Source organism: Bradyrhizobium sp. UFLA05-108 (assembly GCF_059803455.1).
This window is the reverse complement of sequence record NZ_JBANAZ010000003.1, coordinates 40,873-67,867: the sequence shown is the minus strand read 5'-3', so window position 1 is coordinate 67,867 and position 26,995 is coordinate 40,873. Positions and strand designations below refer to the sequence as shown.

The window sequence follows — 26,995 nt, the reverse complement described above, 5'->3', positions numbered from 1 at the left end:
GCCGAAGGCGCGTCTCGAAGGATGAGGCCAACAATCTTTCCGATTACCATCCGTCGAGACAGCCGCTTGCGCGGCCTCCTCAGGATGAGGCCAGAACTAGCCCACGCTGCCTTCGAGGCTAATCGAGATCAGCTTCTGCGCTTCCACGGCGAACTCCATCGGGAGCTGCTGCAGCACATCCTTCACAAAGCCGTTGACGACGAGGCCGACGGCTTCTTCCTGGCTCAGGCCGCGCTGGATACAGTAGAACAGCACGTCCTCGGAGATTTTTGAGGTCGTCGCCTCGTGCTCGAAGGTGGCCGAGGAGTTCTTCGCCTCGATGTACGGCACGGTGTGCGCGCCGCATTTGTCGCCGATGAGCAGCGAGTCGCAGGCGGTGAAGTTGCGCGCGCCGGTCGCCTTGCGGTGCGCGGTGACGAGACCGCGATAGGTGTTCTGGGACTTGCCGGCCGCGATGCCCTTGGAGATGATCCGGCTCGAGGTGTTCTTGCCGAGGTGGATCATCTTGGTGCCCGAGTCGACCTGCTGGAAGCCGTTCGAGATCGCGATCGAGTAGAACTCGCCGCTCGAATTGTCGCCGCGCAGGATGCAGCTCGGGTACTTCCAGGTAATGGCCGAGCCGGTCTCGACCTGGGTCCAGGATATCTTGGAATTGTTGCCGCGGCAGTCGCCACGCTTGGTGACGAAGTTGTAGATGCCGCCCTTGCCTTCCGAGTTGCCGGGGTACCAGTTCTGCACCGTCGAATATTTGATCTCGGCGTCGTCGAGCGCGACGAGCTCGACCACGGCGGCGTGCAACTGGTTCTCGTCGCGCTGCGGCGCGGTGCAGCCTTCGAGATAGGAGACGTAAGAGCCCTTATCCGCGATGATCAGCGTGCGCTCGAACTGGCCGGTGTTGCGCTCGTTGATGCGGAAATAGGTCGACAGCTCCATCGGGCAGCGTACGCCCGGCGGCACGTAGACGAACGAGCCGTCCGAGAACACCGCCGAGTTCAGCGTCGCGTAGAAATTGTCAGAAGTCGGCACCACTGAGCCGAGATACTTCTGCACCAGCTCGGGATGCTCGCGGATTGCCTCCGAGATCGGCATGAAGATGACGCCGGCCTTCTTCAGCTCGGCCTTGAAGGTGGTCGCAACCGAGACGGAGTCGAATACCGCATCGACGGCGATCTTGCGTCGGGCAGGATCTTCCTCGCCAGGCTTCGGCTCGATGCCTTCGAGCATCGCCACTTCCCGCAAGGGGATGCCGAGCTTCTCGTAGGTCTTCAGAATCTCCGGATCGATCTCATCGAGCGATGAGACCGTCTTCTTCGGCTTGGGCGCCGCGTAGTAGTAGATGTCCTGGAAGTCGATCTTGGGATAGTCGACGCGCGCCCAGGTCGGCTCGGTCATGGTCAGCCAGCGCCGATAGGCCTCGAGCCGCCACTGGAGCATCCAGGCGGGCTCGTTCTTCTTCCCGGAAATGAATTTTACGATGTCTTCCGACAGACCCTTCGGGGCCTTCTCGGAGTCGATCAGGGTTTCAAACCCATAACGATACTGGTCGACGTCGATGCGCTTCACGCGCTCGACCGTCTCTTGTACGGCTGGCATTCCATCCTCCGCTCGCGGTTTCAAGGACCGCGGTGGATCAAACTCGAACGACTATTACGATGTTTCTATGCGGAAAGCACGCGCTTAGAACCGTTCAAGCCGTGTTTCGTCGCTTACTCTCTAAGTAGGTTATTACCGAGCTTTCGCCAAGCCTCAAGGGCCCGATTGATGTCCGCCCCCTGCGTGGACCAGCCCAGACTTAGGCGCACCGCTCCCTGCGCCGTTTTCGGGTCGAATCCCATCGCGGAAAGCACGTGCGACGGCTGCACTTTTCCCGATGAACAGGCTGAGCCCGAAGATACAGCGATACCTTCAAGGTCGAAGCCAATCACGGCGGTCTCGGCCTTCAGCCCCGGCGCGGTAAACAGAGTGGTATTGGGTAACCGCCCGACCTCCTCCGAGAAGATCACCACACCGGGAACCGAGCGCAAGCCATTTTCCAAGCGATTCCGGAGGTTTCGCAGCCGTTCCGCATCCTCCGCCAGAGCCTGAACGGCCGCCCTCACGGCCGCGCCGAAGCCGGCAATGCCCGCTACGTTCTCGGTTCCCGCCCGACGGCCGAGTTCCTGCCCGCCACCACGCAGCACCGGTTCGAGCCCTGTCACGCCCTCGGCCACCACCAATGCGCCGATCCCCTTGGGACCGCCGATCTTGTGGGCAGAGAAGGTGGCAAGATCGGCGCCTACCTCCTTGATATCAAATGGCATCTTGCCAAGCACCTGGATTGCATCGACATGCAGAAGCCCGCCCGCCTCATGGACGATCCGCGCGGCTTCCGCCACGGGCTGCAATGTGCCGGTCTCGTTGTTGGCGGCCATGATCGAGACCAGCGCCGGCGGACCGGAACCCAGCAGCGCTTTGAGGTGGTCGAGATCGACGACGCCTGACCACGTCACCCGAATCTGGCTGATGGCATCGGCCGGAAACCTGCCGCCTGCCAGCACGGAGGCGTGCTCGACGGCCGACACGAGAAGCCGTTCCGCCGGGCGGCCAGAGGGCCCCTTTAGACCCGGCGACAGCGCCAGCGCATTGGCCTCGGTTCCCGCCGAGGTGAAGATGACGTTTCGCGGCAGGCCGCCAACCGCACCCGCGAGCGCCGCACGAGCCGCCTCGACCAGCCGCCGCGCCTCCCGCCCCTCGGCGTGGACCGAGGACGGATTGCCGACGAGATCATAGGCCGCAACCATCGCCGTCCGCGCCTCAGGGCGCAGCGGCGTGGTCGCATTCCAGTCGAGATAGACGCGGGTTGGCATGCCGCCCTCTTAGCACCTTTTGCCATTGCGCCAATCGGGACCCGCCCGCATCAGGCCGGTTGTTGCTGCGCGATCCCGGGCAGGCGGCGGAACCCCGTCCGCATTCCGAACAGCGGCCGCAACCACGCAATGCGCCGCACTATCTCATAGGTGACCACACATGTGAGCGCGGTACCGGCGACGACGACGGAGGCCTCGATCCCGGCCGAGAAGCCGCTCCCGCGCAGTGCGTGCGCGATCATGATGATCGCGGTCTGATGCACGATGTAGTACGGGAAGATCGCGTCCGTGAGATAGCGGCGCACAGGTCCGTCGGCCGTGAAGTGCCGACGTGCGAAACCGAGCACCGCAGCCATTGCGAACCACTGATAGCAGCCATAGGCGATGCTGGCGCACTTCTTCAGCAGCGGCGACGGCGCGAGCAGGCCGGCGAACAGCAGGATCAAGATGAGGAAGCAAGCGGCTGCGAGTGGCAGCGCCGCCCAGCGCAGGCGTTCGATCTCGCACCAGACGCTAATCTGCTTCGCCAGCAGGAAGCCGATCAGGAATGCCGCTGCATAGTCCGCGTGGTTGTACCAGTCGCCAAACAGTGCATGCGTGGAGGGAAAAGCCGGGAACAGAAACAGGCGCCAAGCCGCGAAGAGCAGACACGGCAGGATCAGGAGCCCGGGCCCTGTGAGCAGAATAGCAAGCCTCGCACTGAGCCGGTCCGTCAGGGCCGGCCATAGCCAGAGCACGCCGGCCAGCGCCATCGTGTAGACCCACAGGTAAACCACGAACCAGAGATGGTTCCAGGTCGGCTGGACGATGCAAGGGTTCGGACAGAACTGCGCCCCGAAAGCGAGATAATGATGGGCATAGAAATCGACGAAGCCCGCGGGATAGCCGAGGCTTTCGACTATCTGGAGGTAGGATTGCGGCGGCACGATCACCAGCATGCCGAAGATCAGGGGGATCAGGAGCCGAGCCGACCGCGCGCCAACGAACGAGCCAAGGCGGAACTTGTCGAGCATGAACCTCGTCGCAACCCCGGAAACCAGGAACAGAAGCGAGAGCCGCCAGGGATTGAGGACCAGCATCAACGGCTCGAGCCAGGTCAGCCTGTGCGTGCTCTTGATGTGAAATCCCCAGGACACGTAGAGCATGCCGACGTGGTAGAAGATCAGGAGCCCGAAGGCGCCAATCCGCACCCAGTCCAGATCGATGCGCCGCTCCGAGGTCGAGATTTGCTGTGGTGTTGACATGGTTTTCTGCTCCTTGAGGGGACGCCAAACGCGGTTTTGGGGCCATGGCTGACACCGAAAATGCCCCACAAGCCGAGCGCGTCGAGCCGGTTTGGGATCAGGACCGCAACACGCGGGATGAGGCGTCGCGCCCTGGGACGAGCGGTGGGCTTTTTGGGATCAGCGGCAGCGACTGGACGATGTTCGGCGCGATCACAGCCGTCGCGCTCGCAGTCGGAATCGTGAATGCACTCTCCGGCGCGCAGGATGCCGCCTGGCGCGGCGACAGCTATGATGTCGGCCGGCGGCTGTTCTGGGAGATGTCGAGCATCGCCGTCGTCCTGCTGACCGTCCCGCTCCTGGTGCTGGCCATCCGGCGCATGCACCGTAGCCTGGGGCTCGTCGTCCGGGTGGCTATCGGAGCGCTTGCCGTGGTCGGCTTCTCGACCCTCCACATCACCGGCATGGTCTGGATCAGGAAGCTCGTGCTCTGGCTCGCGGGGAGCACCTACGATTTCCATTTCTCGTTTGCGACGATCTCATACGAGTTTCGCAAGGATGCCGTGGCCGCCCTCCTGATCGGGGGAACGATCTGGCTATTCGAGAGTCGGCGCGAGCTGAAACGGGCCGCATTGGCTGCCAGGGCCGCCGACGCGCGACAGCCGCCTGTCGCCGATCTGATCTGGCTGCGGGACGGTGCAAGTCGCATTCGCCTCGCGCCGCGCGACATTCTCTGGGTCGCCTCCGCCGGCAACTACATTGAATACAGCCTGATCGACGGCCGCCAACACCTGATCCGGGGCACGCTCGCCACGGCCGAAAGCGAGCTTTCGCGCTTCGCCATCGTTCGCGTCCATCGGACGAAACTTGCCAATCTCGATCGGGTGAGAGGCGTGGACCTGAAACCGTCTGGGGATTTCGAACTCACCTTCGACAACGGGCAAACCCTCCAGGGCAGCCGGCGCTACCGGCCAGCGGTTGCCTCGCTCGGAAACCGCACGGCTCCTGTGTGAATCGCCCCAGGACCATCCAACGGCCGATAAATCGGCGTGATTCCAATCGTTTAACTGGGGCGCCCGGCCTCAACGCCGATTTTCGTCGTCGATTTGAGCGATCCCGGGCGGCCACACCGCTGCGTGCGGCGAGGCGCTCGCGACACCGCGATGACCAGCTAAGCTCTTGAGCGCATTGCGAGATGTTGAAGAAGCTTGCTTTTTGACCCTTGCCTCGTGTTAGAACGCGCGCGTCAGTTCACCCGCGCGCCACTCGCGCATCATCCGAGGGCGCCCCTTCCACTCCCATGCGCACTTTCGTCGGCTTTGCAGCCGGTGAAGCCGCCACAATCGGTTGATTGCTGAGGATCATCTCGAGGGAATCAATCAAGAGACCATCATGCCTGAAGTCATTTTCGCCGGCCCTGCAGGCCGTCTCGAAGGCCGCTACCATCCGGCCAAGCAGAAGAACGCGCCAATCGCGATGATCCTGCATCCGCATCCGCAGTTTCACGGCACGATGAACCATCAGATCGTGTACCAGTGCTACTACGCCTTCGCACATCGCGGCTTCTCCGTGCTGCGCTTCAACTTCCGTGGCGTCGGCCGCAGCCAGGGCTCGTTCGACCATGGCACCGGCGAATTGTCCGATGCAGCAGCAGCGCTTGACTGGGCTCAGACCATCAATCCCGAAGCGCGCGCTTGCTGGGTCGCCGGCTTCTCCTTCGGCGCCTGGATCGGCATGCAGCTTTTGATGCGCCGCCCCGAGGTTGAGGGCTTTATTTCGATCGCCCCGCCCGCCAATCTCTACGACTTCTCCTTCCTCGCGCCCTGCCCGTCCTCGGGGCTTATCGTCCACGGTGAAAAGGATGCGGTGGTGCCGCCCAAGGACGTCAACACGCTGGTGGAGAAGCTGAAGACGCAGAAGGGCATCGTGATCGACCAGCAGGTCATCCCCGGCGCCAACCATTTCTTCGACGGCAAGCTCGAGCCGTTGATGGAGACCATCACCGCCTATCTCGACATGCGGCTCGCCAACGTGCGCTAGAGGCCTGCCAAAATGGGCTCCTTCGTCGCCTTGCTGCGTGCCGTGAATGTCGGCGGCACCGGCAAGCTGCCGATGAGCGAGCTCAAGGCGATGTGCGAGGAGCTCGGCTTTGCAGCCGTGCGCACCTACATCGCCAGCGGCAATGTGGTGTTCACCAGCCGCAAGTCCGAAAGCGCGATCAAGGCCGCGCTGGAGAAGCGCTTGCACGGCTACGCCGGCGCGATGGTCGGCGTGCTCGTGCGCAGCGCAAAAGAGATGGCGCAGGTTGCGGCCGACAATCCCTTTCCGAAAGCTGCGCCGAACCGCACCATGGCGATCTTCCTCGACAAGGCGCCGCCCGCAGACACGCTTACGGGCATCCGCGGCCAGAAGGATGAGGAAGTCCGGCTCGGTCGCCGCGAGATCTACGTGCATTATGGCGACGGCATGGGCACGTCGAAGCTCGTCATCCCCGCCGCCAAGGCTGGCACTGCGCGCAACATGAACACGATTGCGACGCTGGCGAAAATGGCCGCGGAGCTGTGAAGGCTCAGGCGCGCTTTACGCGGCAAGCTTCAACAGATGCGCGTCATGGCGCACCAGGAACGCGCGCAGCAATTGCGGATAATCGGCCCCCACCGCGCTGCGAACGCTCGGACGCATGGCAAGCTCCGCTCGCCATGCGCCAACCTTCGGCAAATCCTTGAAGATGCCGAGCTCGGCGAGCTCATCGAACACGTCGAAATAGCGGAAGATCGGCGCGAACACGGCGTCGACCAGGCTGAATGATGCGCCGGCGAAGAACGGGCCCGCGCCCAGCGCGGCCTCGACGCGGACAAACTTGACCGACAACGCCTGACGCTTGCTGTCAAAGACCGCCGGATCAGTCGTGGTCTCCAGGCCCCAGAGATCGCCGAGGATCGCGGAGCCGAACTCCATCCAGGCGCGATGTTCGGCGCGCCTCAGCGCGTCGGCCGGATGCAGCTTGCGGCCTCCTTGCGTTTCCTCGATGTACTCGCAGATCACGTTGCTCTCGAACAGCGCGACCTCGCCTTGCGCGGTCGTGACCACCAGCACCGGTACCTTGCCGAGCGGCGAGATCTTCAGGAACCAGTCCGGCTTGTTGCCGAGATCGATGTCGATCCGCTCGAACGGCACGCCCTTTTCGGTCAGCGCGATCACGGCGCGCTGCACATAAGGGCAAAGCTTGTGGCTGATCAGTTTGAGGGCCGCGGCCATGACGGAGATCCCGGGTTCGATGCAACTGCATCAACATATATGCATCTGCATGAACGAGTCAAGATCGATGCATTTGCATCAACCGCCCGTGACCTAAGGCCTTGCGATCACCCCGCCCGTCATCGGCATCGGCACGCCCGTGGTGGCCGGGTAGGATAGCGGCAGTCCCTTCATGCCACGCGCGGCCAGGAAGCCGAAAGCCTGCGCCTCGATGGCATCGGAGGCCCAGCCGAGCGTCTCGGCGGCCTGCACCGTCGCCGATCCCACCCGCTCCCGCAGCATGCGCAGCATCGTGAGGTTGCGCGCGCCGCCGCCGCAGATGATCCAGCTCCTCGGCCGCCGCGGCAGCAGCGGAATGACGCGGGCGATCGCGGCGGCCGTGAATGCGGTGAGCGTCGCCGCCCCATCGGCCGGTTGCGCGTCGCCGAGCTTCAGGGCGGCAAAATCGTTGCGGTCGAGCGACTTCGGCGGCGGTAGTGCAAAGAACGGCAGCTCAAGTGCCCGCGCGATCCAGGCTTCATCCGCCTTCCCGAGCGCGGCGAACTTTCCTTCCGCGTCGAAGGTCTGGTTCATGGTCCGGTACATGAAGTCGTCGAGCAGCGCGTTGCCGGGACCGGTATCGCAGGCGATCAGCGTATCGTTGCCGTCGATATAGGTGATGTTGGAGACGCCGCCGATATTGACGACGACGATCGGCCCCTCGCGCTCCAACGATTGCGCCAGCGCCCGGTGGTAGACCGGCACGAAGGGTGCGCCCTGCCCACCGGCCTCGACGTCGGCGGCGCGGAAATCATGCATCACCGGGATGTGGATGGCCTTTGCCAGCGCCAACGCGTCGCCGATCTGCACCGTCAAGCGCCGCTCGGGCCGGTGCAGCACGGTCTGGCCATGGAAGCCGACGATGTCGATCTCCTCCGGCTTCATCCGGTTCTGAGCAGTGAAGGCGGCGACCGCCTCGGCATGGGCCAGCGTCACCACACGCTCAGCCTCGGCCAGAACCCCCGGCCGGGCATCGCGCCGCGGCAAATGGACAGCCTCGGTGAGCGCCCGGCGCAAGAGGCTGCGCTCGGCATTGCTGTAAGGCCGGTAGCCGGACGGCCCGAACGCCTTGATCTGCTTTCCATCCGTTTCGATCAATGCAACGTCCACCCCGTCAAGCGAGGTCCCGCTCATCAGACCGAGTGCGGTTAACATCATCCCGTAAGCCTCGACGTCTTCCTACCCCGACGCCTGGCTTGTATCAAACAAGCACATCTTATAATGCCACAGCGCGCTGCGACGCGGCAGTCCGTTCCTTCCGGGTTCCGCCACTGGCCGCAATTACCGTAAAATAAGAATGATCAGAGCCGTCGACAGATGAGTGCATTTAAATCGGATTTCCTCAATATTTTGCAGGAACGGGGCTTCGTCCACCAGTGCTCCGATTTCGAGGGGCTGGACGCGCTCGCCGCCAAGGGCGAGGCGACGGCCTATGTCGGCTACGATTGCACCGCTCCATCGCTGCATATCGGCAACTTCCTGACCATGATGATGCTGCACTGGCTCCAGCAGTCCGGCAACAAGCCGATCACGCTGATGGGCGGCGGCACCACCATGGTCGGCGATCCCTCCGGCAAGGACGAGACGCGCGCGATGCGGACGATTGCCGAGATCGAGGCCAACAAGGCCTCGATCCGCGGCGTGTTCGCCAAGGTGCTGCGCTACGGTGACGGCGCCAGCGACGCCGTCATGCTCGACAATGCGGAGTGGCTGACCAAGCTCAACTGGATCGAGATGCTGCGCGATGTCGGCAAGCATTTTTCGGTCAACCGCATGCTGACCATGGACTCCGTGCGGCTGCGCCTCGAGCGCGAGCAGGAGATGAGCTTCATCGAGTTCAACTACATGGTCTGCCAGGCCTACGACTTCGTGCAGCTCTCGCAGCGCGCCGGCTGCCGATTGCAGATGGGCGGCTCCGACCAGTGGGGCAACATCATCATGGGCGTCGATCTCGGCCGCCGCATGGGATCGCCGCAACTCTTCGCACTGACGACGCCGCTGCTCACGACCGCCTCCGGAGCCAAGATGGGCAAGACCGCGCAAGGCGCAGTGTGGCTCAACGCCGACCAGTTCAGCCCTTACGATTTCTGGCAGTACTGGCGCAACACCGAGGACGCCGACGTCGGCAAGTTCTTAAAACTGTTCACGACGTTGCCGATGAGCGAGGTCAGGAAGCTTGAGGCGCTCCAGGGCTCGGAGATCAACGAGGCGAAGAAGGTGCTCGCGACGGAAGCGACTGCGCTGCTGCACGGCCGCGACGCGGCAAATGAAGCGGCCGAGACCGCGCGACGAACGTTCGAGGAAGGCGCGCTGGCGCAGACGCTCCCCACTGTCGAAATTCCGCGTGGCGAGCTGGAGGCCGGACTCGGCGTGCTCAACGCCTTCGTCAAGGCGGGCCTCGTCGTCTCCAACGGCGAAGCGCGGCGTCAGATCAAGGGTGGCGGTCTCAGGGTGAACGACGAATCCGTCACCGACGAGAAGATGACGCTGACGCCGGCCCATTTCACGCCGGAGGGCGTGATCAAGCTCTCGCTCGGCAAGAAGAAGCACGTCCTCGTCAAGCCCGCATAGGCGTATGAGCTTTTCACTGCTTGCCAGGGCGCGTGGAAACGCGCTCCCTGACGGGCAATGGATCAGAACACGCCCAAGGCGGACGGCAGAGGAAATGCCGCAGCACAGTCGGGTGCGCATGTGCGCACTGCCCTCGTCGTGCTCGCGCTATGCTTCACACTGTCTGTGCTCGGACGCGGGCTCGGCGACAGCTTCACGGTGTTCCTGAAGCCGATCTCGGAGAGCTTTGGCTGGGATCGCGCTCAGATCGTCTCGGTCTATTCGCTGACCTGGCTCGCAAGCGGCCTCACCGCGCCGTTCGTCGGACGCCTGTTCGACCATTCCGGGCCGCGCAGCGTCTATGCGCTTGGGCTGCTGTTGCTTGGCGCCGCCTTCCTGATCGCGGCGCACGCAAACTATCTCTGGCAGTTCCAGCTCTCGATCGGTCTCTGCGTCGGCGTCGGCATCGCGTTCATCGGCATCGTGCCGAACTCGATCCTGCTCGGCCGCTGGTTCGGCCCACGCCTGCCGACTGCGATGTCGGTGGTCTACTCGGCGATGGGCGGGGGCGTGCTCGTGCTGCTGCCGATCTCGCAGATCCTGATCGACCATGTCGGCTGGCGCGGCACCTACGAGATGTTCGGCTTCGCAGCGCTCGGCCTCTTGCTTCCACTGCTGCTGTTGCCGTGGCGGATGTTTGCCACGGGCTCGCCGCACGTCGTGAAGAGGACCGATCCCGATTTCGTCGACGAAGGCTGGACGCTTCTGCGCGCGATGCGTCATCACGCGTTCTGGGCGCTGTTCTCGACCTTCTTCTTCACCGCGGTTGGCATGTACTCCATCGCGGCCCAGATCGTCGCCTATCTGATCGATGCGGGCTTCCCGCCTTTGCAGGCCGCAACCGCCTGGGGATTTTCCGGCGTCGTGCTGGTGTTCGGCATGCTCGGCGTGTCCGCGCTCGATGGCCTGATCGGTCGCAGGCCTTCGGTGCTGCTGAGCTACGCGATCTCGATCCTCGGCATCATCCTCTTGTGGCTGTTGCAGTACAATCCGAGCACCCTCCTGCTCACCGGCTTCGTCGTCTGCTTCGGCAGCATGATGGGCTCGCGGGGACCGCTGATCTCCGCCACCGCGATGAAGATCTTCCGAGGCAAGCGCGTCGGCACGATCTACGGCAGCATTTCGATCGGCAGCGGGCTTGGCTCGGCATTCGGCTCCTGGAGCGGCGGTCTGATCCACGACGCGACCCAGAGTTACAATCCGCTGCTCGCCTTCGCACTTGCGAGCGTGATGCTCGGGATGATTCCCTTTCTGGTTGTACCCGCCTTGCGGCGCTAGGTGTACCGGAGGTAACCTGCACTCCCCGTTGTCACCGGAGAACTACGGACGGCGAATGCATGTGTTCCGGCAACAAAATGTGCAAATCCTCAGGCTCAAAGCCACGCTTGCGGTGTTTTGTCTGTCATGACGAAAATGTCAGCGCAAATTGATGGTCCCTGTCTTGCAGGGTGGAACCGGATGCGATTCAAGTCGCATGGAATTTGGATGGAAGGGCGCAAATCATGAATTCACTGTCTCGCTTTCAACCGGCTCTGCTGAGCCTGTTTCGCTTCATCACCGGCCTGCTGCTGTTTCAGTACGGCATCGCCAAGATCTTCAAGTTTCCCGCGGTCCCCTACTTCGCCGACATCCCGCCGCTGATCTACGCAGCCGGTGCGCTTGAGCTCGTGCTCGGTGCGGCCCTGATGATCGGCCTGTTCACGCGGATCTCGGCGTTCGTCTTGTCGGGTGAAATGGCCTTCGCCTATTTCCTCGGCCACATGTTCAAGAGCGGCTCGCCGGTGTTCCTGCCGCTGCTCAACGGCGGCACCGCAGCGATCCTGTTCTGCTTCGCCTGTCTGTACATCTCCGCGGCCGGCGGCGGCCCGATCAGCGTCGACGCGCTGCTGCGCAAGGAAGGCGATGAGCCGAGCGGCGCCTTCGCGCGGCGCTGAGATCTCAACGCGAATAGCACCGGCGAACTCGCCGGTGCCGGTTCATCGCCCGCCGAGCACGTTCCAGATGACGGCCAGTGCCGCGGCCAGCAGCACGGCCATGATGATGCGGTGAACGAAGCGGTTCATTGCGGGCTTGCCCAGGCGGACTCCGACGCCGATAGCCTTAGGGCCAATCATCCCTAATCTGAACGGACGCAAGCAAGGTGCCTAGCGCCTCGCCGCCTCATGCTATCGTCGCGCCAGAGTGCAGCCCAGCGGCCGCGATGATCCCGCCGAGCTCTCGCCCGATTGCGTCGGCAGCTCGTCGAACATGTTCTGCTTGCCGGTGTTGAACTCGAAGATCTTGCGGAACACGCCGGGCATCATCGCCGAGATCGGATTGACTCGCATGACCGGCTTATCGGGCGCCCCGACGACCTCATAGGTCACGCCGATCAGTCCCTCATTGTTGCCGTTGCCCAGGAGAAGGCCGATAACGGGCAACTGGCCAAAGATGTTGTTCACCCCATACACCGGCACGAAGGTGCCGCTCATGCAGACCTGATTGCCGGCATAATCGATCGCGCCCTCGATGGTGGCGCCGATCATCGGTCCCTTGACGACACCGTCGCGGATCGTGAGCGCACCGTTCTGCCGAGTGAATTCCGCGCGCAACGCCGTGAACGATACGCCGCTCTGCGCGCCGTTGGAACCGCCCGCCGCAATGCGATCGAGCTGCTCCATCCCCTTGACCGTGAAGTCACGCACGTTGATGAGGCCTTCCCGTGCCGTCGGCTCCGATGTCGGCGGCTCCATCGCAACCACCATCTGGCCGCCGAACACCTTGTTGGTGGTGTCGGAGAAGCGCAGGAAAGCGCCGGCGTCGTTGGTCTGGAGGTAGATCACCTCGCGACCGCCCTGCGCGCGCCCGCCGCGCAAGTCTGCCGTCACCGGCGTGTCCTTGCCGACCTTGCCGTTCAGTGTGAAGGCTTTGACGGCACCGCTCCGCCGCGACATCTTGGCATCGACGCTGCGCATCGCCTCGCCGTTGAAGCCAGCGACCGCGCCGAGCTTGACGTCGATGTCGAAGTCGACGTTCTTCAGCTTGTTCTTGTCGTCCTTGCCGGAATTGCCTGAGATCGCCGACTTCAGGAAGCCGCGACCGTCGAAGACGTCGCCGCGCATGGTGCCTCTCACCACGCCGTCGGGACCGCGCTCCACCTTGAGCGAGGCCTTGTCGCCGTCGGACGGCGAATAGGTCGGGAAGTTCGCATTCATGAGGTCGCCGTTCTGGTCGACCTCGAGCGAGCCCTTGATCGACACTCCCGCACCTTCGACGACGATATCCTCGAGCCGCGTCGATTGCGCGGTCGGCACCACCTTGAAGCTGGCCTTGCCCGACTTGCCTGGCAGCTTCACCCAGCCCGGCAGGATGTTGTCGAGCTTGAGCGAGGTCAGATCGGCCTCGATGCCAAGGCGCGTAGTCTGCTCGGGACCGCTGGCAATCTTGCCGGAGACCTTGATCGGCAGCGAACCACTGACGGCGGGGCTCAAGTCGAACCCGAGACGGGCGCGGCTCGCATCGTCGAGCGTGGTCTGCAATTTGACGTCGGCATCGCCCTCGGCCGGCTTGCGGTAATCGAGCGAGGCCGCCTGGCCGTTGATCTTGACGTCGCCCTTGACCTGGTAGCCCTGATTGCTCGCGACGATCTTGAGGCTGTTCGCCTCGAGCTTCTGATTCATCACCAGCTTGTCGGCGGCGAAGCCGTTGAGGTCGGCGGCGACGGTGAAGCTCGTATCCGCCTTGGTCAGCTCGCCCTTCACCGGCAAGGCGAGCGTGATGTTGGCCGAGAAATTACCCTTGCTGGTGTTGGGATCGACGAAGGTTGCTGACAGATCGCTCAGACGATCATTGGCGAGAATTTCGGCAGCCGCGGGCACCGGTCCGTCGACGCGGAATCTGCTGCGCGAAGGCGACGGCTTTATCGCCATGTCCGGCACCTCGAAGGTGAAGTCCGAAAAGGTGATCTTGCGTCCCGCGGGTGTATCGGCAACGCCCTGCCCGATCGTCACCGTCGCGGTGCGTCCGGTGATGTGCGCCTTGAGGTCGGCGTCGTGTACTGAAGGCATGCCGTCCACGGGGTGAACCGCGACGCCGTTGGCAACGATGTTGACCGACAGGCCGTCCTCGGGGATCGGCGGGCCCTTGCGCGGGAGATTGCGCGTCGGCGAATTGACACCGACCTCGATGCGCTGGAGCGTGCCGCGCTCGATCCGCTCGATCACCCACTCACGTAGCTCCGGAACAATGAGCGTCGGCCACATCCGCTTGAGGGCGGTCGCCGACATCGGCGTGCCCGCAAAGCCGAGCATCAGCCGCGGCTCGCCGGAATAGTCGATCGCGCCGGTTCCGGCGACGCCGATCTCGCCATTGCTGATGTCGGCCTGCGCCAGCACGACGCGCTTGTGGTCGGTGTCGAAACGGAAGCCGATGGCAATGCGGTTGAAGACCAACGGCGGTTCGTTGTCGATGCCGCCCAGCAGGATCGATCCGCCGCTGAACCCGAGCTGCCAGTCATTGGTGGTGCCATTCGGCGGCTCGAGATGCGCGAGCAGCGTAATCCGGTTGGCGCCGGAGATGATCTTGAACGGCGCCACCAGCACCCGGCGTCCGGCGTCCCATTCTAGGTTGAGCTCGGCCGAATCGATCGCCATCGGATAATCCGGCGTATCGGTGTCGATGATGTTGCCCGCGCCGACGACAACCTTGCCGCGGAAATAGGTCGGCAGGCCGTCGCGGCCGAGCTCGCCCTTGAGCTCGCCGGTCAGCGGCAGGTCAGCGTTGTAGGTCAGGTCCTTTAGCCGCAGCGCCAGCAGGATGTTCGAGGTCGAGACCTTGTCGGCCCGGACATCGACCGAGCGCACGCCGTTCTCGGCAGGGCCGATCGTGGCGCGGAGCGACCATGGCCGCGCGCCCTCTTCGCCGAAGCTGAGCGCAACGCCGCCACCGTGCGGTCGACGCAGGCTGAGACTGATGTTCTCGAAACTCCACTTGCTGCCGCGCTGCTGGTCGTCGACGATCAGATTGCCGTTCTTCAGGCCGATCTCGTTGAGGTTCTGGCCGTCAAGTCCGGTCATGCTCAGGCTGTCGAGCCAGTCGAGCCCGGCAAGCAATCCGCTCTGCGTGCTGCCGCCGGCCGATGACGCTGCGGCCGCATCCGGACCGGAGGGCGCGACGGGAGAGGTCGTCGCGGCAGGCGGTGCAGATCCCGGACGCGGGAAGGTCGGCGGCAGGCCCGCCTCCTTTTTCGACGCGACGCCGGTGGCGAGCGGCTTTGCGGTGTCGCCGGCCGACACCGTGACGGTCCCGTCGGGTGCGATCCGGATCGCGAGCTCGGCATCGACGAGATTGAGGCTCTCGGCGCGCAGCCGGCCCATCAGCAGCGCCATGCCCGACAGCCGCACTTCGGCCTTCGGCGCGCTTGCGACGATGGCGTGATCGCGGTCCCGGACGATGATGTCGCGAATGCGCACCGCGATGCGGATCCGCCCTGCGCGTTCGATCTGGGTGCCGCCGACCTCGACGGTGTTGCCGTGACCGATATTGTCCTCGATCGCAGCCGCAAGCCATGGCGTCGCCATGTCGAGATTGATGGGCCCCGCGCCGAGCCGCCACCACAGCGTGGCGAAGCAACAGACGAAAATGATGACGAGAGTGCCCGTGACGAGGGCAAGCCGTTTGACCCAGCGGTCAGCCGCAAGCCAGCGCCCGAACGTGCCGAAGCCGTCACCTACGCGATGAAAGCGGGAGTTGGAACGGGACAACAGCCGGCGCGCCCGGTGGCCTGCCGCCGCTTCCTGGTCCGGATCCCAATCGACCTCGTCCCATGCAAGAGGGTCTTGCTCTCCGGCGCGCTGATAGAGCTCCCCGCTGTGGTCCTGGGGCGACGAATTTCTTGCCATTGCCTCTCGATACAGGCGGCCATCCCTAGGTTGACCGCCGCCGGGGCCGCAGCCGTCGACGGGGACCAAACGTCCCTGCGCCGGCATTGCCGCCATTCCCTTGATGTTCCTGCTGTTCGTCATGTCGCCCCGAACGCGCGTTCAACGAGCAGTGGGGTGGTGTTTGGAATTCCTTGTAACCATCCTCCGGCGTCGACAGACTTGCCCAGCCGAGGGCGCGATTCCGGCGCGCCGGACGAGATCTGCAATACCGCTTTGGTTGACCCGCCGAAAGCGTCGAAAGGAAGGCGTATGTCCAAGAAAACGCGAAAGAAATCGTCCAAGACGGCCTCCGACAGCCCAACCCCAAGGAAAAAACGGACTCAAACGCGGACTACGGCGACAACAAAGCCCGCGACGACGCAGCGGGCCGCAACACGCAAATCAACCAAAACCTCTATCGTGGCAGCATCGCACAAGGCCACGTCGAAACGGTTAAAATCTTCCGAATCGGCAGCCGCCCCCACCAAGGGTGCCCTGTCCGAAGGCCAGAAGGCACCTGCCTTCAGCCTGCCGCGCGACGGCGGCGGCACGGTGAGGCTGGCCGACTATGCCGGCAACAAGCTGGTCCTGTTCTTCTATCCTCGCGCCGACACGCCGGGTTGCACCCGGGAGGCGATCGATTTCACCCGGCTCAAGGATGCCTTCGCTGCGACCGGCACGAGCGTGCTCGGCATCTCGGCCGACCCACCGAAGGCCCAGGAGAAGTTCCGCGACAAGCACAAGCTAGCCGTCCCCCTGATCTCGGATGAGCAGCATGAGATGCTGGAGGCCTACGGCGCCTGGGGCGAAAAATCGATGTACGGCAGGACCTTCCTGGGGATTCTTCGCACCACGGTGCTGGTCGGCGCCGACGGCAAGGTGGCGCGAATCTGGCGCAACGTCCGGGTCGACGGCCACGCCGAGGATGTGCTGGCGGCCGCAACATCCCTTTAACCAGTTGCGCGAATTCGAGCATTCCCGTTTCCGGAAAATTAACCATGAACGGCCCAGATTGCTGCGGCAATTGAGCCGTCCGGAACCTCTCCGACCGGCGCGGGAGTGCCGATGTCGAACAGTTCTGCCCAATACTCGCACTACTCCCAGCATCACCCTCACGACCGCGGGCGGCCCTTCAACCGCCGTCCTGTGAGCACCGCGGCCGCGATCCCCCTTCCCGCCGCCGACGACGCCTACACCATCGTGCATCACGGCAAGCAGGTCCGCCTCGGGCCCGTGGTGTTCTGGATCGTGGTCGGGACCATCGTGCTGCTCGGGCTGTGGTCGGCGGCGACCGCCACCTATTTCGCCTTCCGCGACGACGTGCTGACGCGGCTGATCGCCCGCCAGGCCGAGATGCAATATGCCTATGAGGACCGCATCGCCGAGCTCAGGGCCAAGGTAGATCGCACCACGAGCCGGCAGCTGCTCGACCAGGAGCAGTTCGACCAGAAGCTCGACCAGATCATGAAGCGGCAGACCGCGCTCGAGTCCCGCGCAACGGCGCTCGGCGCCATGCCCGACGTGACCGGATCGATCCCGCGCGCGACACCGCAACGCGGCGAGGCCAGCCCGTCACAGGGCACGCCAAAGCCCTCGCCGATCAGCGACACCGTGATTTTCGTGGCGCCACCGGATCGCGAGGCGCGGCTTGAATCGCGAACACCCGTGATCGCCAACCCACAGCCGAGCCAGTTCGCCAAGGTTCAGGGTTTTGACAATGTCCTGGTGCGCTTGCAGACATCGCTTGATCAGGTCGAGAGACGCCAGATCGCCGCGCTCAGCGCCGTCGAGGACGGCATGGAATCGCGCGCACGCCGGATGCGCGGCGTGGTCAGTGATCTCGGCCTGAACCTCGCCGATCTCGAAGCCGCCGTGCCGCGGACCGCGATGGGTGGCCCTTTTGTACCGGTCAAATTGACCGCGAATGCCGGTCCGTTCGAGAAGCAACTTAATCGTATCAACGTCACGCGCGCCGAGGTGGATCGGCTCAACCGCACGCTGGCGCTGGTGCCCTACCGCAAGCCCGTCATCGGCGAGGTCGAGTTCACCTCCGGCTTCGGCGTGCGCAGCGATCCATTCCTTGGCCGGCCGGCGATGCACACCGGCCTCGACTTCCGCGCCGCGACCGGCGATCCCGTCCGCGTTACCGCCAACGGCAAGGTGGTGTCGGCGGGATGGTCGGGTGGCTATGGCCGAATGATCGAGGTCGACCACGGCAACGGGCTCTCGACCCGCTACGGCCATCTCTCCGAGATCAACGTCAAAGTCGGCGAGATCGTGAAGATCGGCCAGGTCGTCGGATTGGTCGGATCGACCGGCCGCTCCACCGGCCCGCATTTGCACTACGAAACCCGCATCGACGGCGAAGCGGTCGACCCGCAGAAATTCCTGCGCGCCGGCGTGCGCCTCAGCGCGGGCTAGGTGCGAAGACACACCGGTCTCTCAGCGACGAGCACATGCTCGTCGCTTTTTTTGTTTAGCGCCGGCCGCCACCCATCCCGCCACCCGGACCACCGAAGCCGCCACCGCCGGGCCCCACGGGACCGCCAGGTGAGCCAAGGCCGCCAGGACCGGACGGACCGTTCGGGCCCGATGGGCCGGAGCCGGGAGCCGGCCCCGGGCCCGAACCAGGCGCGGGTCCACCGCCAGGCGCGCCAGGCTGGCCACTCGGAGAACCGGGCGTGCCGCTTCCCGGATGCAGGATCGAGCCGCCCGGCGAATGGGTGCCTGAGCCGGGCGGGCTGCCCGGTCCCTGCAGCGACGATCCCGGGAACTGCGTGACGGCCTGCACCGATTCGACCTGCAAGCCGCGGCCGCGATCGAACACGCCGTTCAGCACCACCCGTGCCTCGCCTGCGCTCGGCGCAAAACGCGAGCCGTCGTGGGCGACGAGACCAGAGCCAAGCTGCAGATTGGCGCCGGCCCGCTGCACATAGGCCTCGATCGATAGCCGGCTCGCACCGGCAAGATCCGAGAAATCGTCGATCCTGGCGTGCGCGACCTGGAGCATGCCCTGGCTCGCGCTGCCCTCGACCTGAACGCGCTGGCCGACCAGGGCGACATCAGCACCGTTCAGCCGCAGGCCGCCGATATGCAGCCCGTCGGGACCTCGCTCGAGCAGGCCGGAAACCCTTGCAGTGGCGTTGCGACGCTGCTCGACGAGGCTCGCGACGATCGTGCCGTCGGTGCGACGCAGCCCGAACACCGCCACATGGGTGCCGACGCGGCGCCAGCTCTCCTGGCCGCTCGCCACCACTTTCTGGCCGAGCACGGTGATCTCGTTGCCCTTCACTGCTTCAATCGGGCCCGCAACCTCGCTGGCGATGATGATGCTGCGCGTTGCCAGCGTGCCACCGGCCTGCCGGACGGCAACCACGCGCGCGAGCTGTCCGATGCGCAAGCTCTTGGTCGTCGCGGGCTCGCCGTCGATCCGCACCGGCACGTCGGCCGCGTAAGTGACGCGCTCGCCATTGACGTAGATGCTGCCGAAGCGCTGGATCACACCGACGATGCCGGTGCCGCCGATGCCCTGATCATCACCGCGCCTGATGCCAGTGCCGCCAATTCCCTGGTCGCTGCCGCGCTTGGTTTGTGCCCAGGCGGCAGCCGTTCCGGCGAGCCAGAATCCCGTCAGCAACAGGCGGCGGGATATGCGCGGCGGCGTGGTCATGAGCGACCGCCCTCGCCGGTGCCGTCGCTCTCCGCCTCGACATCCTCGCAATAGATGTAGATGCCGAAATTCCAGCGGGCATCGCCGCCCTTGTCCTTGGCGAGCGAGCGATTTGCCTCGCGGTTGGCGGTCTTGAGCGCCTCCATCGCGAGTTCGCGCGAGCGCGCCTCGAGCCGTTTTGCAAGTCTTGGCGATAGGCCGTTGTAATGCACCGCGCGTTCAAGGAAGCGCGGCGCAGGCCCTGAGACGTTTTCAGCCGCCGCGGCGATATGGTCGTGCAGGTTGCGGCCGAGATAGTGCCATTTGCTGTCGTCCTCACCGCGGGGAACGAAGGCAGCCTCGACCAACTCGATCGCGTCATCGCCGTTGATGGTAACGAGCCCGCGATCGAGCCATTCGTCGAGCACCGCGCGCGGCCGCACGTCTTTCGTCACGGAAGCGACGAGCTGCTCAAACGAGGGAGCCTCGCCTTCGGCCGTGCGCGGCAGCGGCAGCGGCTCGCCCTTCGCATCGGTGAATTCGGGCGCCGCCAGCCAGCGCGCGATCACGGCGCTGGTCAGCGACACCGCCGCCGGCGCCTCATGCACGGGCGCGCCGGCGCCGCGCAGCCGCGCGACCTCCTTGCGATGGATTCCGGTGAGCAGGCTGACGCGACTGTCGGTCTGCTCTTTGCCTTCGAGCGCGAAATCGTGCTCGGCCACGTTGACGAACAGCTCGCGGAGCAATTGCGCCAGCGCCGGAAAGGTCATGCCGCTGCGGATGCACAGGCGCACCAATGGGCGCAGCAGCCGCGCCAGGGGCGCGTGCAGCTTTGCCGCGGCGTTCGGCTGTGGTGCAGCCGGTCTATCCGCCGCCTTGGACCCGGGCTTGGCATTCATGGCTGAATTGTAACGGCGCCCCGCGTGGGACACAATCCCACTTTTTTCGCGCGCCTTGTTGACGTGGTAAATTTTCCCACATATACCGGACGCAACTGAGGGCACGACGCGAAAGGGAAAGTTGACCCAATGCCTGACCGCCCGGTCTGCAATTCCAGCAAGATTTCCGCACCTTTCGGCCGACACCGCCCTGGCGCGGTCGAGCCGATGCTGCCTGCGCTCGTGCGCGGCGTGATCTTCATCTCGACACTCGCGGTGCCCTTCGTCGCCGCCCTCCTGGCCGGCTGAGCGGAGCACGACGGCAACATGACCCATGTCAGCGAACCCACCCGCCCGTCGGTTCTTCACATCTTCAAGGTCTACTATCCCGACCTGTTCGGTGGCACGCTCACGGTGATCCGTGACATCTGCGCGAGCCTGAAGGATGCCTTCACCTCCGCCGTGCTGGTCTGCTCGAAGTCCGCCGAAGAACGCCGCAATATCGTCGTCAACGACGTCGCCGTGGAGCGCGTGCAGTCATTCGGCGACGTGCTCTCGCTGCCAGCCGCGCCGACTTATCCGTGGCGCCTCTGGCGCAAGATCGCGCAGCACGACCTGCTGGCACTGCACGCCCCCTTCCCGCTTGCCGACCTCGTCTTCGCGCTCGGCTTCGCTCGCAAGCGGCCGCTGGTCGTGCATTGGCATGCCGACATCGTCACCCATGCCGGTCTGCGCTGGTTCATCGAACCGTTGATGCGCCGGACCCTGCGTCAGGCCGCCGCCATCATCGTCTCCGACCGCGTGCTGGTCGACACCACGCCGCTGCTGCGGGAATTCGCTGCCAAGTGTCACGTCGTGCCGTTTGGCATCGACACCGCGAAATATGACTGGCCAAGGCTCGAGCCGGAGCACGTCAACGATCGCGGACGGCTGGTGCTCGGCTGCGGGCGGCTCGTTCCCTACAAGGGCTTCGACGTCCTGATCCGCGCTGCGGCAAACCACAACTTCGAGGTCTGGATCATCGGCGAAGGCGCCGAGCGCGCGCGGCTCGAGCAACTGATCGACGAGCTCGGCGTTCGCGAACGCGTCCGCCTGCTCGGCTCCGTGCCCGATTGCGAGCGCGTCAAGCTGATGTGCATCGCCGACGTGTTCGTGATGCCATCGGTGACCAACGCCGAGACCTTCGGTCTCGTCCAGCTCGAGGCGATGGCGGCAGGCCGGCCCGTCGTCAACACGGCGCTGGATACGGCCGTGCCGCATGTGGCGCGTGACGGCATCGAGGCGATCACCGTGACGCCCGGCGACGCCGCAGCGCTTGGCGAAGCCATCGACACCCTGATTCGCGATCCCGAACGCCGCCGCCGCATGGGCCTTGCCGCTCGGACGCGCGCGGCGACGCGCTACTCCGCGATGGCCTTCAAGAGTGGCATGGAGACGGTGTACAGCACGGCATTGGCTCAGGCGTCGGCCGCGAGCATAAGCCGCTCCGCTGCCGCCTCGTCCGCCACTCCGGCCTGGCTCGAGGTGATCCGGATCGCAGGCGCGCTGGCGTGGTCCGACATGCGCCATCGCTACGTGCGCTCGCTGCTCGGACCGTTCTGGATGTCGCTCCAGATGGCGATCGTGGTCGCGGTGCTGGGCTCGGTGATCGGCCAGATGTCCAACGCCGGGGTGCTGGCGCGGCTGCCCATGCTCGCGCTGTCGATGACGGCCTGGACCTTCCTCAACAGCGTCGTGCTCGATGCCACCACGGCGCTACAGGGCTCGGCGAGCCTGATCCGCGACCGCGCATTGCCGCCGGTGATCTTCCTCCTGCAATGCACCTTCCGCCAGGCGCTGTTCGCGCTCCACAATGCCTGCGTGCCGCTGATCCTGTGGCTGGTGCTGACCCCGCGCGATCTCTCCCACGCGCTCGCCGCCCTGCCGGGGCTTCTGCTCTTCATCGCCTGCACCTTCGCACTGAGCCTGGTGCTCGGCGCCATGGCGACACGGTATCGCGACCTCAAGCCGATCATCGAATCCTCGCTGATGCTCGGCTTCCTGTCCTCACCCGTGATCTGGTCGTCGGAGATGATCAATCATCGCTCGACCATCATGCGGCTCAATCCGCTGACCCACCTGTTCGCGGTGTGGCGCGAGCCTCTGGTGGGTGGGCATGTCGACACTCTGAGCATCGTCTATGTGCTGGCGTGCCTTGCCGGGCTCACCGTCGCGAGCTGGCTGACCCTCGTCCACCTGCGCAAAGCGGCCTTCTGGATCTAGCGTCATGGCCTCGATCAGCTTGCGTAGCGTCAGTCTCGATTATCCCCTGTACGGCGCCTACGACCACTCGCTCAAGCGCCGCCTGCTCGGCCATCTCATCCGCGAGGAAGGCGGGATGCGGATCATCCGCGCCGTCGACAACATCACGATCGAGGCCGAGGCTGGCGCGCGCATCGGTCTTGCCGGACCGAACGGCTCGGGGAAATCGACGCTGCTCCGCCTCATTGCCGGGGTCTATCCACCCAGCAGCGGCACCGTCGCGATCAAGGGCAACATCGTGCCGCTGCTCGGCCTCAATGCCGGCGTCAATCTTGATTTCGTGGCGGAGGACAATATCGCGCTTCTGCTCCGGATCTCCGGCCGCAAGCCGACCCGCGCCATCATCGACGAGATCTGGGCCTTCACCGAGCTCGAGGAGCGGATGCAGCGGCTGCCGCTGCGGATGTTCTCCTCGGGCATGCTGATGCGCGTGCTGTTTGCGACCGCGACCGCATTCCCGGCCGACATCCTGCTGCTCGACGAATGGCTCAGCGTCGTCGACGAGAATTTCTCGGCCAAGGCGCAGGCCCGGCTGCTCAAGCTGGTATCCCAGGCCGCGATCGTGATCATCGCCTCCCATGACCAGCCGCTGCTGCGTCGCACCTGCTCCACCATCATCAACCTCGATCACGGACGCGTTGCCTCGACGATCGCCGTCGAGCCGACCGCCGCACATCCATTCGAGCTCCGCGAGATACGCGCATGAAGAAGAGCATTCTGGTCGTCTCCGAGGCGCTCGGCGAGCCCAACCACAAACGCGGCATCTTCCACTTCAGCCGCGAATTGATCCGCTCGCTCGAAGCCGATGGCCACGAGCTGACCCTCCTCGTCGAGACCACGCGCCGCTATCGCAAGCTGCGCGGGCGCGAGCGGCGCACCGGGCTGTTTCCGCGGCAATCGCGCAACATCGAGCTTCTGGCGCTGTACCGCTACCTCGACTCCGTCAACATGAGCGAGCCGATGATGCGCAGCCACGGTGGCCTCCGTCGTCTGCTCGGTTGGATCCGGCACCGGATCGACATGGCGACGTCGTGGGAATACGCCCTCTGTTTTCTGCGGGCGATCGGCCTGCGCGGGATGAGCACGCGGCTGATCGAGAACAAGACCGCGGCGCTCGAATATATTCCGCCGGATCTGCGTCATCTCGAGCTGTTCCGCGACTTCCAGCTCGAAGCCGGCTTCTACAGCTATCAGGACTCCTCGGCGCTCTTCCTGCTGCCACCGCCGCGGATCGACGCCCGCGACTACGACGTCATCCTCGTGGACACGCCGACCCGCGTGGCGATCAAGCGAAAGCCCGGCGCCAAGGTGATCTGCGTCGTTCACGACCTCTTGCCGCTCACCGATCTCAAGCTCAGCGACGTGGCAACGCGCCTGTTCCTGTCGCGCCTGCTGACGAGCTTGCGCCAGGCCGACGAGCTCGCCTTCGTCTCCAACTACAGCATGATGCGGTTCAGGGAGCTGTTGCCGCAATTCGCCCATCTGCCTGCGAGGGTCGTCTACCCCCGCACGCAGTTCGACGCCCCGGATGTCCTGCAACTGCCAGCCCCGACGGGGCGTCCGGGGCGGCCGAGCTTCGTGGTCATCGTTTCCAACGAGCCGCGCAAGAACGTCGCCACCGTGATCCGCGCCTTCCGCGACATGCCGCAGGCCGACCTCGTCGTGATCGGCTATGCCGGCCATGCCTCGCAGATGCGCAACCTGCCGCCCAACATCCGCTTCGCCGGCTATGTCGACGAGCATGAGAAGGCGACCCTGATCGCCGAGGCCCACGGCCTGATCATGCCGAGCTTCGCCGAAGGGTTCGGCGTGCCGATCATCGAGGCGCTCGCGGCGAACACGCCCGTGCTTTGCTCCGACATCGCGGTGTTCCGTGAGGTTGCAGGCGAACTCGCCGATTATTTCGATCCGTTCTCAGCCGAGTCGATCCGCGCCTCCGTCACGCGCGTCATCGCACGACAGGAGGAATGCCGCCGCGACATCAGGGACCACCGCGGTGCGCTTGCCGAGCGCTTCGGGTACGAGACCCAGGCCCGCGATTTCCTCGGCCAGTATCGGCCCGCCGAAAGCTTGATGGCCGCGCAGTAGGCCACCGTCATGACCGTTGAAGCCACCGACGCGCGCGACGTGCTTGCGCCTTCGCGCAGCACGGCAAGGCTGATGTGCAGTGCCGACTTGCTCGCCGCGATGATCGCGGCCTCGCTACCATGGTCGACCTCGCTGCCGGCGATCTTCGTCGGGCTGTGGCTGCTCTTCCTCACGCCGACCATCGATTGGCGGGACTATGCGCGGTGCCTGAGGCAACCGGCCTTCGCCTTGCCCTTCGCATTTCTGGGCCTCGCGCTCCTCGGCCTGCTCTGGTCGGACGCTGCCTGGGCAGACCGGCTGCACGCGATCAAGCCGGTCGCGAAGCTCATCATCATCCCGCCGCTGCTCTATCACGTCCAGCGCTCGGAGCGTGGCGCGTGGGTCTTCATGGCCTTCCTTGCCTCGTGCGCCGTGCTCGCGGTCTTCTCCTGGATCGTGCTGTTTCACCCCGCGTGGAAGCTCGCCGCGACGGCATCAGCCGGAGTACCGGTCAAGAATTACATCGACCAGAGTCAGGAGTTCACGCTGTGCGCCTTTGCGCTCGCGTTGCCGGCGCTGACGTTCTGGCGCGAGCGGCGGCTGGCCGCCGCGTCTGGCTGCCTGGCGCTGATCCTGCTGTTCGTCACCAACATGCTGTTCGTCGCTTCCGCCCGCACTGCGCTGCTCTGTATGCCCGTGCTGCTCGCCTTGTTCGCCTGGCGGCATCTGGGCCGGCGCGCAGCGATGCTGCTGCTGGCAGCCACCGTCGCGGCGAGCCTCCTCGCCTGGACGACGTCGCCGTATCTGCGTCAGCGGATCGCCGATGTTGCCGTTGAATACCAGCACGGACACGAGGACATCAGCCACGCCTCCACCGCACAGCGGCTGACCTATTGGCGCAAGGCGATCGCCGCCTTTGCAGAGGCGCCCCTCCTCGGTCACGGCACCGGCTCGATCAAACGGCAATTCGAGCGCGCCGCCGTGGGGCAGACCGGCCTCGAGGCCGAGGTGGTCAACAATCCGCACAACCAGATCCTCAACGTCGCCATGCAATGGGGATTGCTCGGGGTCGTCCTGCTCTATGCGATGTGGCTGGTGCATCTCTCGCTATTCACAGGCAGCGGCCTCGCAGCCTGGATCGGGCTCGTCGTCGTCGTGCAGAACATGACGAGCTCGTTCCTGAACTCGCATTTGTTCGATTTTCACGCAGGCTGGATCTACGTGCTCGGCGTTGGGATGACCGGCGGCATGACGCTCAGGGACGAACGCCGCTGAATCGGCGCCGCCATACCGCCGACACGCGTCCGTCGATCACGAGCAGCGCACTGCCGATGACAAGCGCACCCGCGATCTCGCGCATCGAGACCGGCTCATCCAATGCGAGCCAGCCAAGAAGAATGGCAGTCACGGGAATGAGCAACGTCACCAGCATGACATTGGTCGCGCCCGAACGTCGCAGGATCTGGAAGAAGACGATATAGGCAAGAGCCGTCGACAGAGCCGCGAGGCCGAGCACCGCGAGCCAGGTCGCTACATCCGGCATCGGAAGTCGCCACGGCTGTTCGATCACGCCGGCGACGATCGCCATCATCACGGTCGAAGCCATCAGTTGAAAGGTCGCCGTCCCGAGCGGCGGCGAATCCTTCAGCAATCGTCTCGCCGCAAGCGCCGCAAGGCCATAGCTGAAGGCGCCACCAAGGCAGAGCAGAATGCCAACCCCATGCGCCGTCTGCGACTCGACGTTCCAGCCTCTCAGGATGACGACGCCGACGAGCCCCAAGGCAACGCCGGCCACGCGCCGCGTCTGCAACATCTCTTCGCCCGCAACCGCCATCACGATCACCGTGAACAGCGGCGTGGTGGCATTCAGGATCGACGCCAGTCCGCTTGGAATGAAGGTCTGGCCGATCACAATCAGCGAGAACGGCACGACGTTGTTGAGCAGTCCGATCGCGAAGAACGTCCGCCAGCCTGCAACACCCTTGGGAAAACCGATCTTCTGGACGCGCAGCAACGGCATCAGAATGGCCGCGCCGAGCGCGACCCGCAGGAACACGAGCGTCAAAGGCGGCAGTTCCCGCAACGCCGCGCCATTGAAGAAGAACGAGCCGCCCCAGAGGATCGAGAGCACAGAGAGCAGCGACCAGTCTCGCGCGTCGATCCGGTTGTCCTTGGCAATCATGGTGTCCCGCTTTGGCGATCGAACGGACCGCCTACTGCGAAA

The 26,995-nt window shown here is 64.8% G+C and carries 24 protein-coding genes; 13 read left to right on the top strand and 11 right to left on the bottom strand.

Annotated elements, in window-relative coordinates; all coding sequences use genetic code 11:
* Positions 1–96 precede the first annotated feature (96 nt).
* The 3 genes from sufB to SO140_RS02860 all read right to left on the bottom strand — a co-directional run bounded on the left by sufB (position 97) and on the right by SO140_RS02860 (position 4,090).
* Positions 97–1,593 carry a Fe-S cluster assembly protein SufB gene (sufB, locus tag SO140_RS02870; protein ID WP_449380797.1) on the bottom strand — a complete coding sequence of 499 codons (1,497 nt, stop codon included), beginning with the start codon at positions 1,591–1,593 and terminating at the stop codon, positions 97–99.
* A gap of 113 nt (positions 1,594–1,706) precedes the next feature.
* On the bottom strand, positions 1,707–2,846 hold the full coding sequence (locus SO140_RS02865; RefSeq protein ID WP_498542303.1) for a cysteine desulfurase family protein: 1,140 nt from the start codon (positions 2,844–2,846) through the stop codon (positions 1,707–1,709).
* Positions 2,847–2,896: 50 nt separating this feature from the next.
* On the bottom strand, positions 2,897–4,090 hold the full coding sequence (locus SO140_RS02860) for an acyltransferase family protein (RefSeq protein ID WP_498542302.1): 1,194 nt from the start codon (positions 4,088–4,090) through the stop codon (positions 2,897–2,899).
* A 44-nt stretch (positions 4,091–4,134) separates the two neighbouring features.
* Here SO140_RS02860 and SO140_RS02855 point away from each other — a divergent pair, with 44 nt between their 5' ends.
* From SO140_RS02855 to SO140_RS02845, 3 genes are all read left to right on the top strand, one after another.
* Complete coding sequence (locus tag SO140_RS02855; RefSeq protein ID WP_498542301.1) at positions 4,135–5,082, top strand: LytTR family DNA-binding domain-containing protein; 948 nt, start codon at positions 4,135–4,137, stop codon at positions 5,080–5,082.
* Positions 5,083–5,461: 379 nt separating this feature from the next.
* Positions 5,462–6,109 (top strand): alpha/beta hydrolase, encoded by a 648-nt coding sequence (locus SO140_RS02850; RefSeq protein WP_027524593.1) that lies wholly within the window; start codon positions 5,462–5,464, stop codon positions 6,107–6,109.
* Between the two features lie 12 nt (positions 6,110–6,121).
* Positions 6,122–6,634, top strand: coding sequence for a DUF1697 domain-containing protein (locus tag SO140_RS02845; RefSeq protein ID WP_449380793.1), 513 nt, complete (start codon positions 6,122–6,124; stop codon positions 6,632–6,634).
* Between the two features lie 15 nt (positions 6,635–6,649).
* On the opposite strand, the gene SO140_RS02840 is transcribed toward SO140_RS02845, so the two are convergent.
* Both SO140_RS02840 and SO140_RS02835 read right to left on the bottom strand, forming a co-directional pair.
* The gene (locus SO140_RS02840) at positions 6,650–7,327 is read right to left on the bottom strand and encodes a glutathione S-transferase family protein (protein WP_449380792.1); all 678 of its coding nucleotides are present in this window, start codon (positions 7,325–7,327) and stop codon (positions 6,650–6,652) included.
* Positions 7,328–7,420: 93 nt separating this feature from the next.
* Entirely contained in the window at positions 7,421–8,524 is a 1,104-nt protein-coding gene (locus SO140_RS02835; protein ID WP_449380791.1) for an anhydro-N-acetylmuramic acid kinase, read from the bottom strand.
* A 159-nt stretch (positions 8,525–8,683) separates the two neighbouring features.
* On the opposite strand from SO140_RS02835, the gene tyrS reads away from it, so the two are divergent.
* From tyrS to SO140_RS02820, 3 genes are all read left to right on the top strand, one after another.
* Entirely contained in the window at positions 8,684–9,937 is a 1,254-nt protein-coding gene (tyrS, locus tag SO140_RS02830; protein WP_449380790.1) for a tyrosine--tRNA ligase, read from the top strand.
* A 57-nt stretch (positions 9,938–9,994) separates the two neighbouring features.
* Positions 9,995–11,254 (top strand): MFS transporter, encoded by a 1,260-nt coding sequence (locus tag SO140_RS02825; protein WP_498541809.1) that lies wholly within the window; start codon positions 9,995–9,997, stop codon positions 11,252–11,254.
* A gap of 224 nt (positions 11,255–11,478) precedes the next feature.
* Positions 11,479–11,910 (top strand): DoxX family protein, encoded by a 432-nt coding sequence (locus SO140_RS02820; protein WP_449380788.1) that lies wholly within the window; start codon positions 11,479–11,481, stop codon positions 11,908–11,910.
* 42 nt (positions 11,911–11,952) lie between these two features.
* Here SO140_RS02820 and SO140_RS02815 read toward each other — a convergent pair whose 3' ends face one another.
* Genes SO140_RS02815 through SO140_RS02805 form a run of 3 tightly spaced genes read right to left on the bottom strand, consistent with a single transcriptional unit; the run spans position 11,953 to position 16,178 of the window.
* A complete protein-coding gene (locus SO140_RS02815; RefSeq protein ID WP_449380787.1) occupies positions 11,953–12,090 on the bottom strand; it encodes a hypothetical protein in 138 nt (45 codons plus the stop codon).
* Between the two features lie 51 nt (positions 12,091–12,141).
* Positions 12,142–15,951 carry a hypothetical protein gene (locus SO140_RS02810; protein WP_449380841.1) on the bottom strand — a complete coding sequence of 1,270 codons (3,810 nt, stop codon included), beginning with the start codon at positions 15,949–15,951 and terminating at the stop codon, positions 12,142–12,144.
* Positions 15,952–15,974: 23 nt separating this feature from the next.
* Positions 15,975–16,178, bottom strand: coding sequence for a hypothetical protein (locus tag SO140_RS02805; protein WP_449380843.1), 204 nt, complete (start codon positions 16,176–16,178; stop codon positions 15,975–15,977).
* Here SO140_RS02805 and SO140_RS02800 point away from each other — a divergent pair.
* Entirely contained in the window at positions 16,147–16,830 is a 684-nt protein-coding gene (locus SO140_RS02800; RefSeq protein WP_449380840.1) for a peroxiredoxin, read from the top strand. The two genes, SO140_RS02805 and SO140_RS02800, sit on opposite strands and share 32 nt — an antisense overlap.
* A gap of 111 nt (positions 16,831–16,941) precedes the next feature.
* A complete protein-coding gene (locus SO140_RS02795; RefSeq protein ID WP_449380786.1) occupies positions 16,942–18,297 on the top strand; it encodes a M23 family metallopeptidase in 1,356 nt (451 codons plus the stop codon).
* Positions 18,298–18,352: 55 nt separating this feature from the next.
* Here SO140_RS02795 and SO140_RS02790 read toward each other — a convergent pair whose 3' ends face one another.
* Both SO140_RS02790 and SO140_RS02785 read right to left on the bottom strand, forming a co-directional pair.
* A complete protein-coding gene (locus tag SO140_RS02790; RefSeq protein ID WP_449380785.1) occupies positions 18,353–19,546 on the bottom strand; it encodes a DUF5666 domain-containing protein in 1,194 nt (397 codons plus the stop codon).
* Positions 19,543–20,424 (bottom strand): DUF6502 family protein, encoded by an 882-nt coding sequence (locus tag SO140_RS02785; protein ID WP_449380784.1) that lies wholly within the window; start codon positions 20,422–20,424, stop codon positions 19,543–19,545. Before SO140_RS02785 ends, SO140_RS02790 begins: the two co-directional genes overlap by 4 nt.
* Before the next feature lie 129 nt (positions 20,425–20,553).
* Between SO140_RS02785 and SO140_RS02780 the strand changes: the two genes are divergently transcribed.
* From SO140_RS02780 to SO140_RS02760, 5 genes are read left to right on the top strand one after another with little or no spacing between them, the layout of a single operon-like run.
* Positions 20,554–20,712: a hypothetical protein gene (locus SO140_RS02780; RefSeq protein WP_449380783.1), complete on the top strand. Its 159-nt coding sequence runs from the start codon at positions 20,554–20,556 to the stop codon at positions 20,710–20,712.
* 18 nt (positions 20,713–20,730) lie between these two features.
* Positions 20,731–22,665, top strand: coding sequence for a glycosyltransferase (locus SO140_RS02775; protein ID WP_474797326.1), 1,935 nt, complete (start codon positions 20,731–20,733; stop codon positions 22,663–22,665).
* A 4-nt stretch (positions 22,666–22,669) separates the two neighbouring features.
* Complete coding sequence (locus SO140_RS02770; protein ID WP_449380781.1) at positions 22,670–23,410, top strand: ABC transporter ATP-binding protein; 741 nt, start codon at positions 22,670–22,672, stop codon at positions 23,408–23,410.
* Positions 23,407–24,792, top strand: a complete 1,386-nt coding sequence (locus tag SO140_RS02765) for a glycosyltransferase family 4 protein (protein ID WP_449380780.1) — start codon at positions 23,407–23,409, stop codon at positions 24,790–24,792. Before SO140_RS02770 ends, SO140_RS02765 begins: the two co-directional genes overlap by 4 nt.
* A 9-nt stretch (positions 24,793–24,801) precedes the next feature.
* On the top strand, positions 24,802–26,046 hold the full coding sequence (locus SO140_RS02760; protein ID WP_449380779.1) for an O-antigen ligase family protein: 1,245 nt from the start codon (positions 24,802–24,804) through the stop codon (positions 26,044–26,046).
* Here the strand turns inward: SO140_RS02760 and SO140_RS02755 are convergent.
* Positions 26,027–26,953, bottom strand: coding sequence for a DMT family transporter (locus SO140_RS02755; protein WP_449380778.1), 927 nt, complete (start codon positions 26,951–26,953; stop codon positions 26,027–26,029). The genes SO140_RS02760 and SO140_RS02755 overlap by 20 nt on opposite strands.
* Between the last annotated feature and the right edge of the window lie 42 nt (positions 26,954–26,995).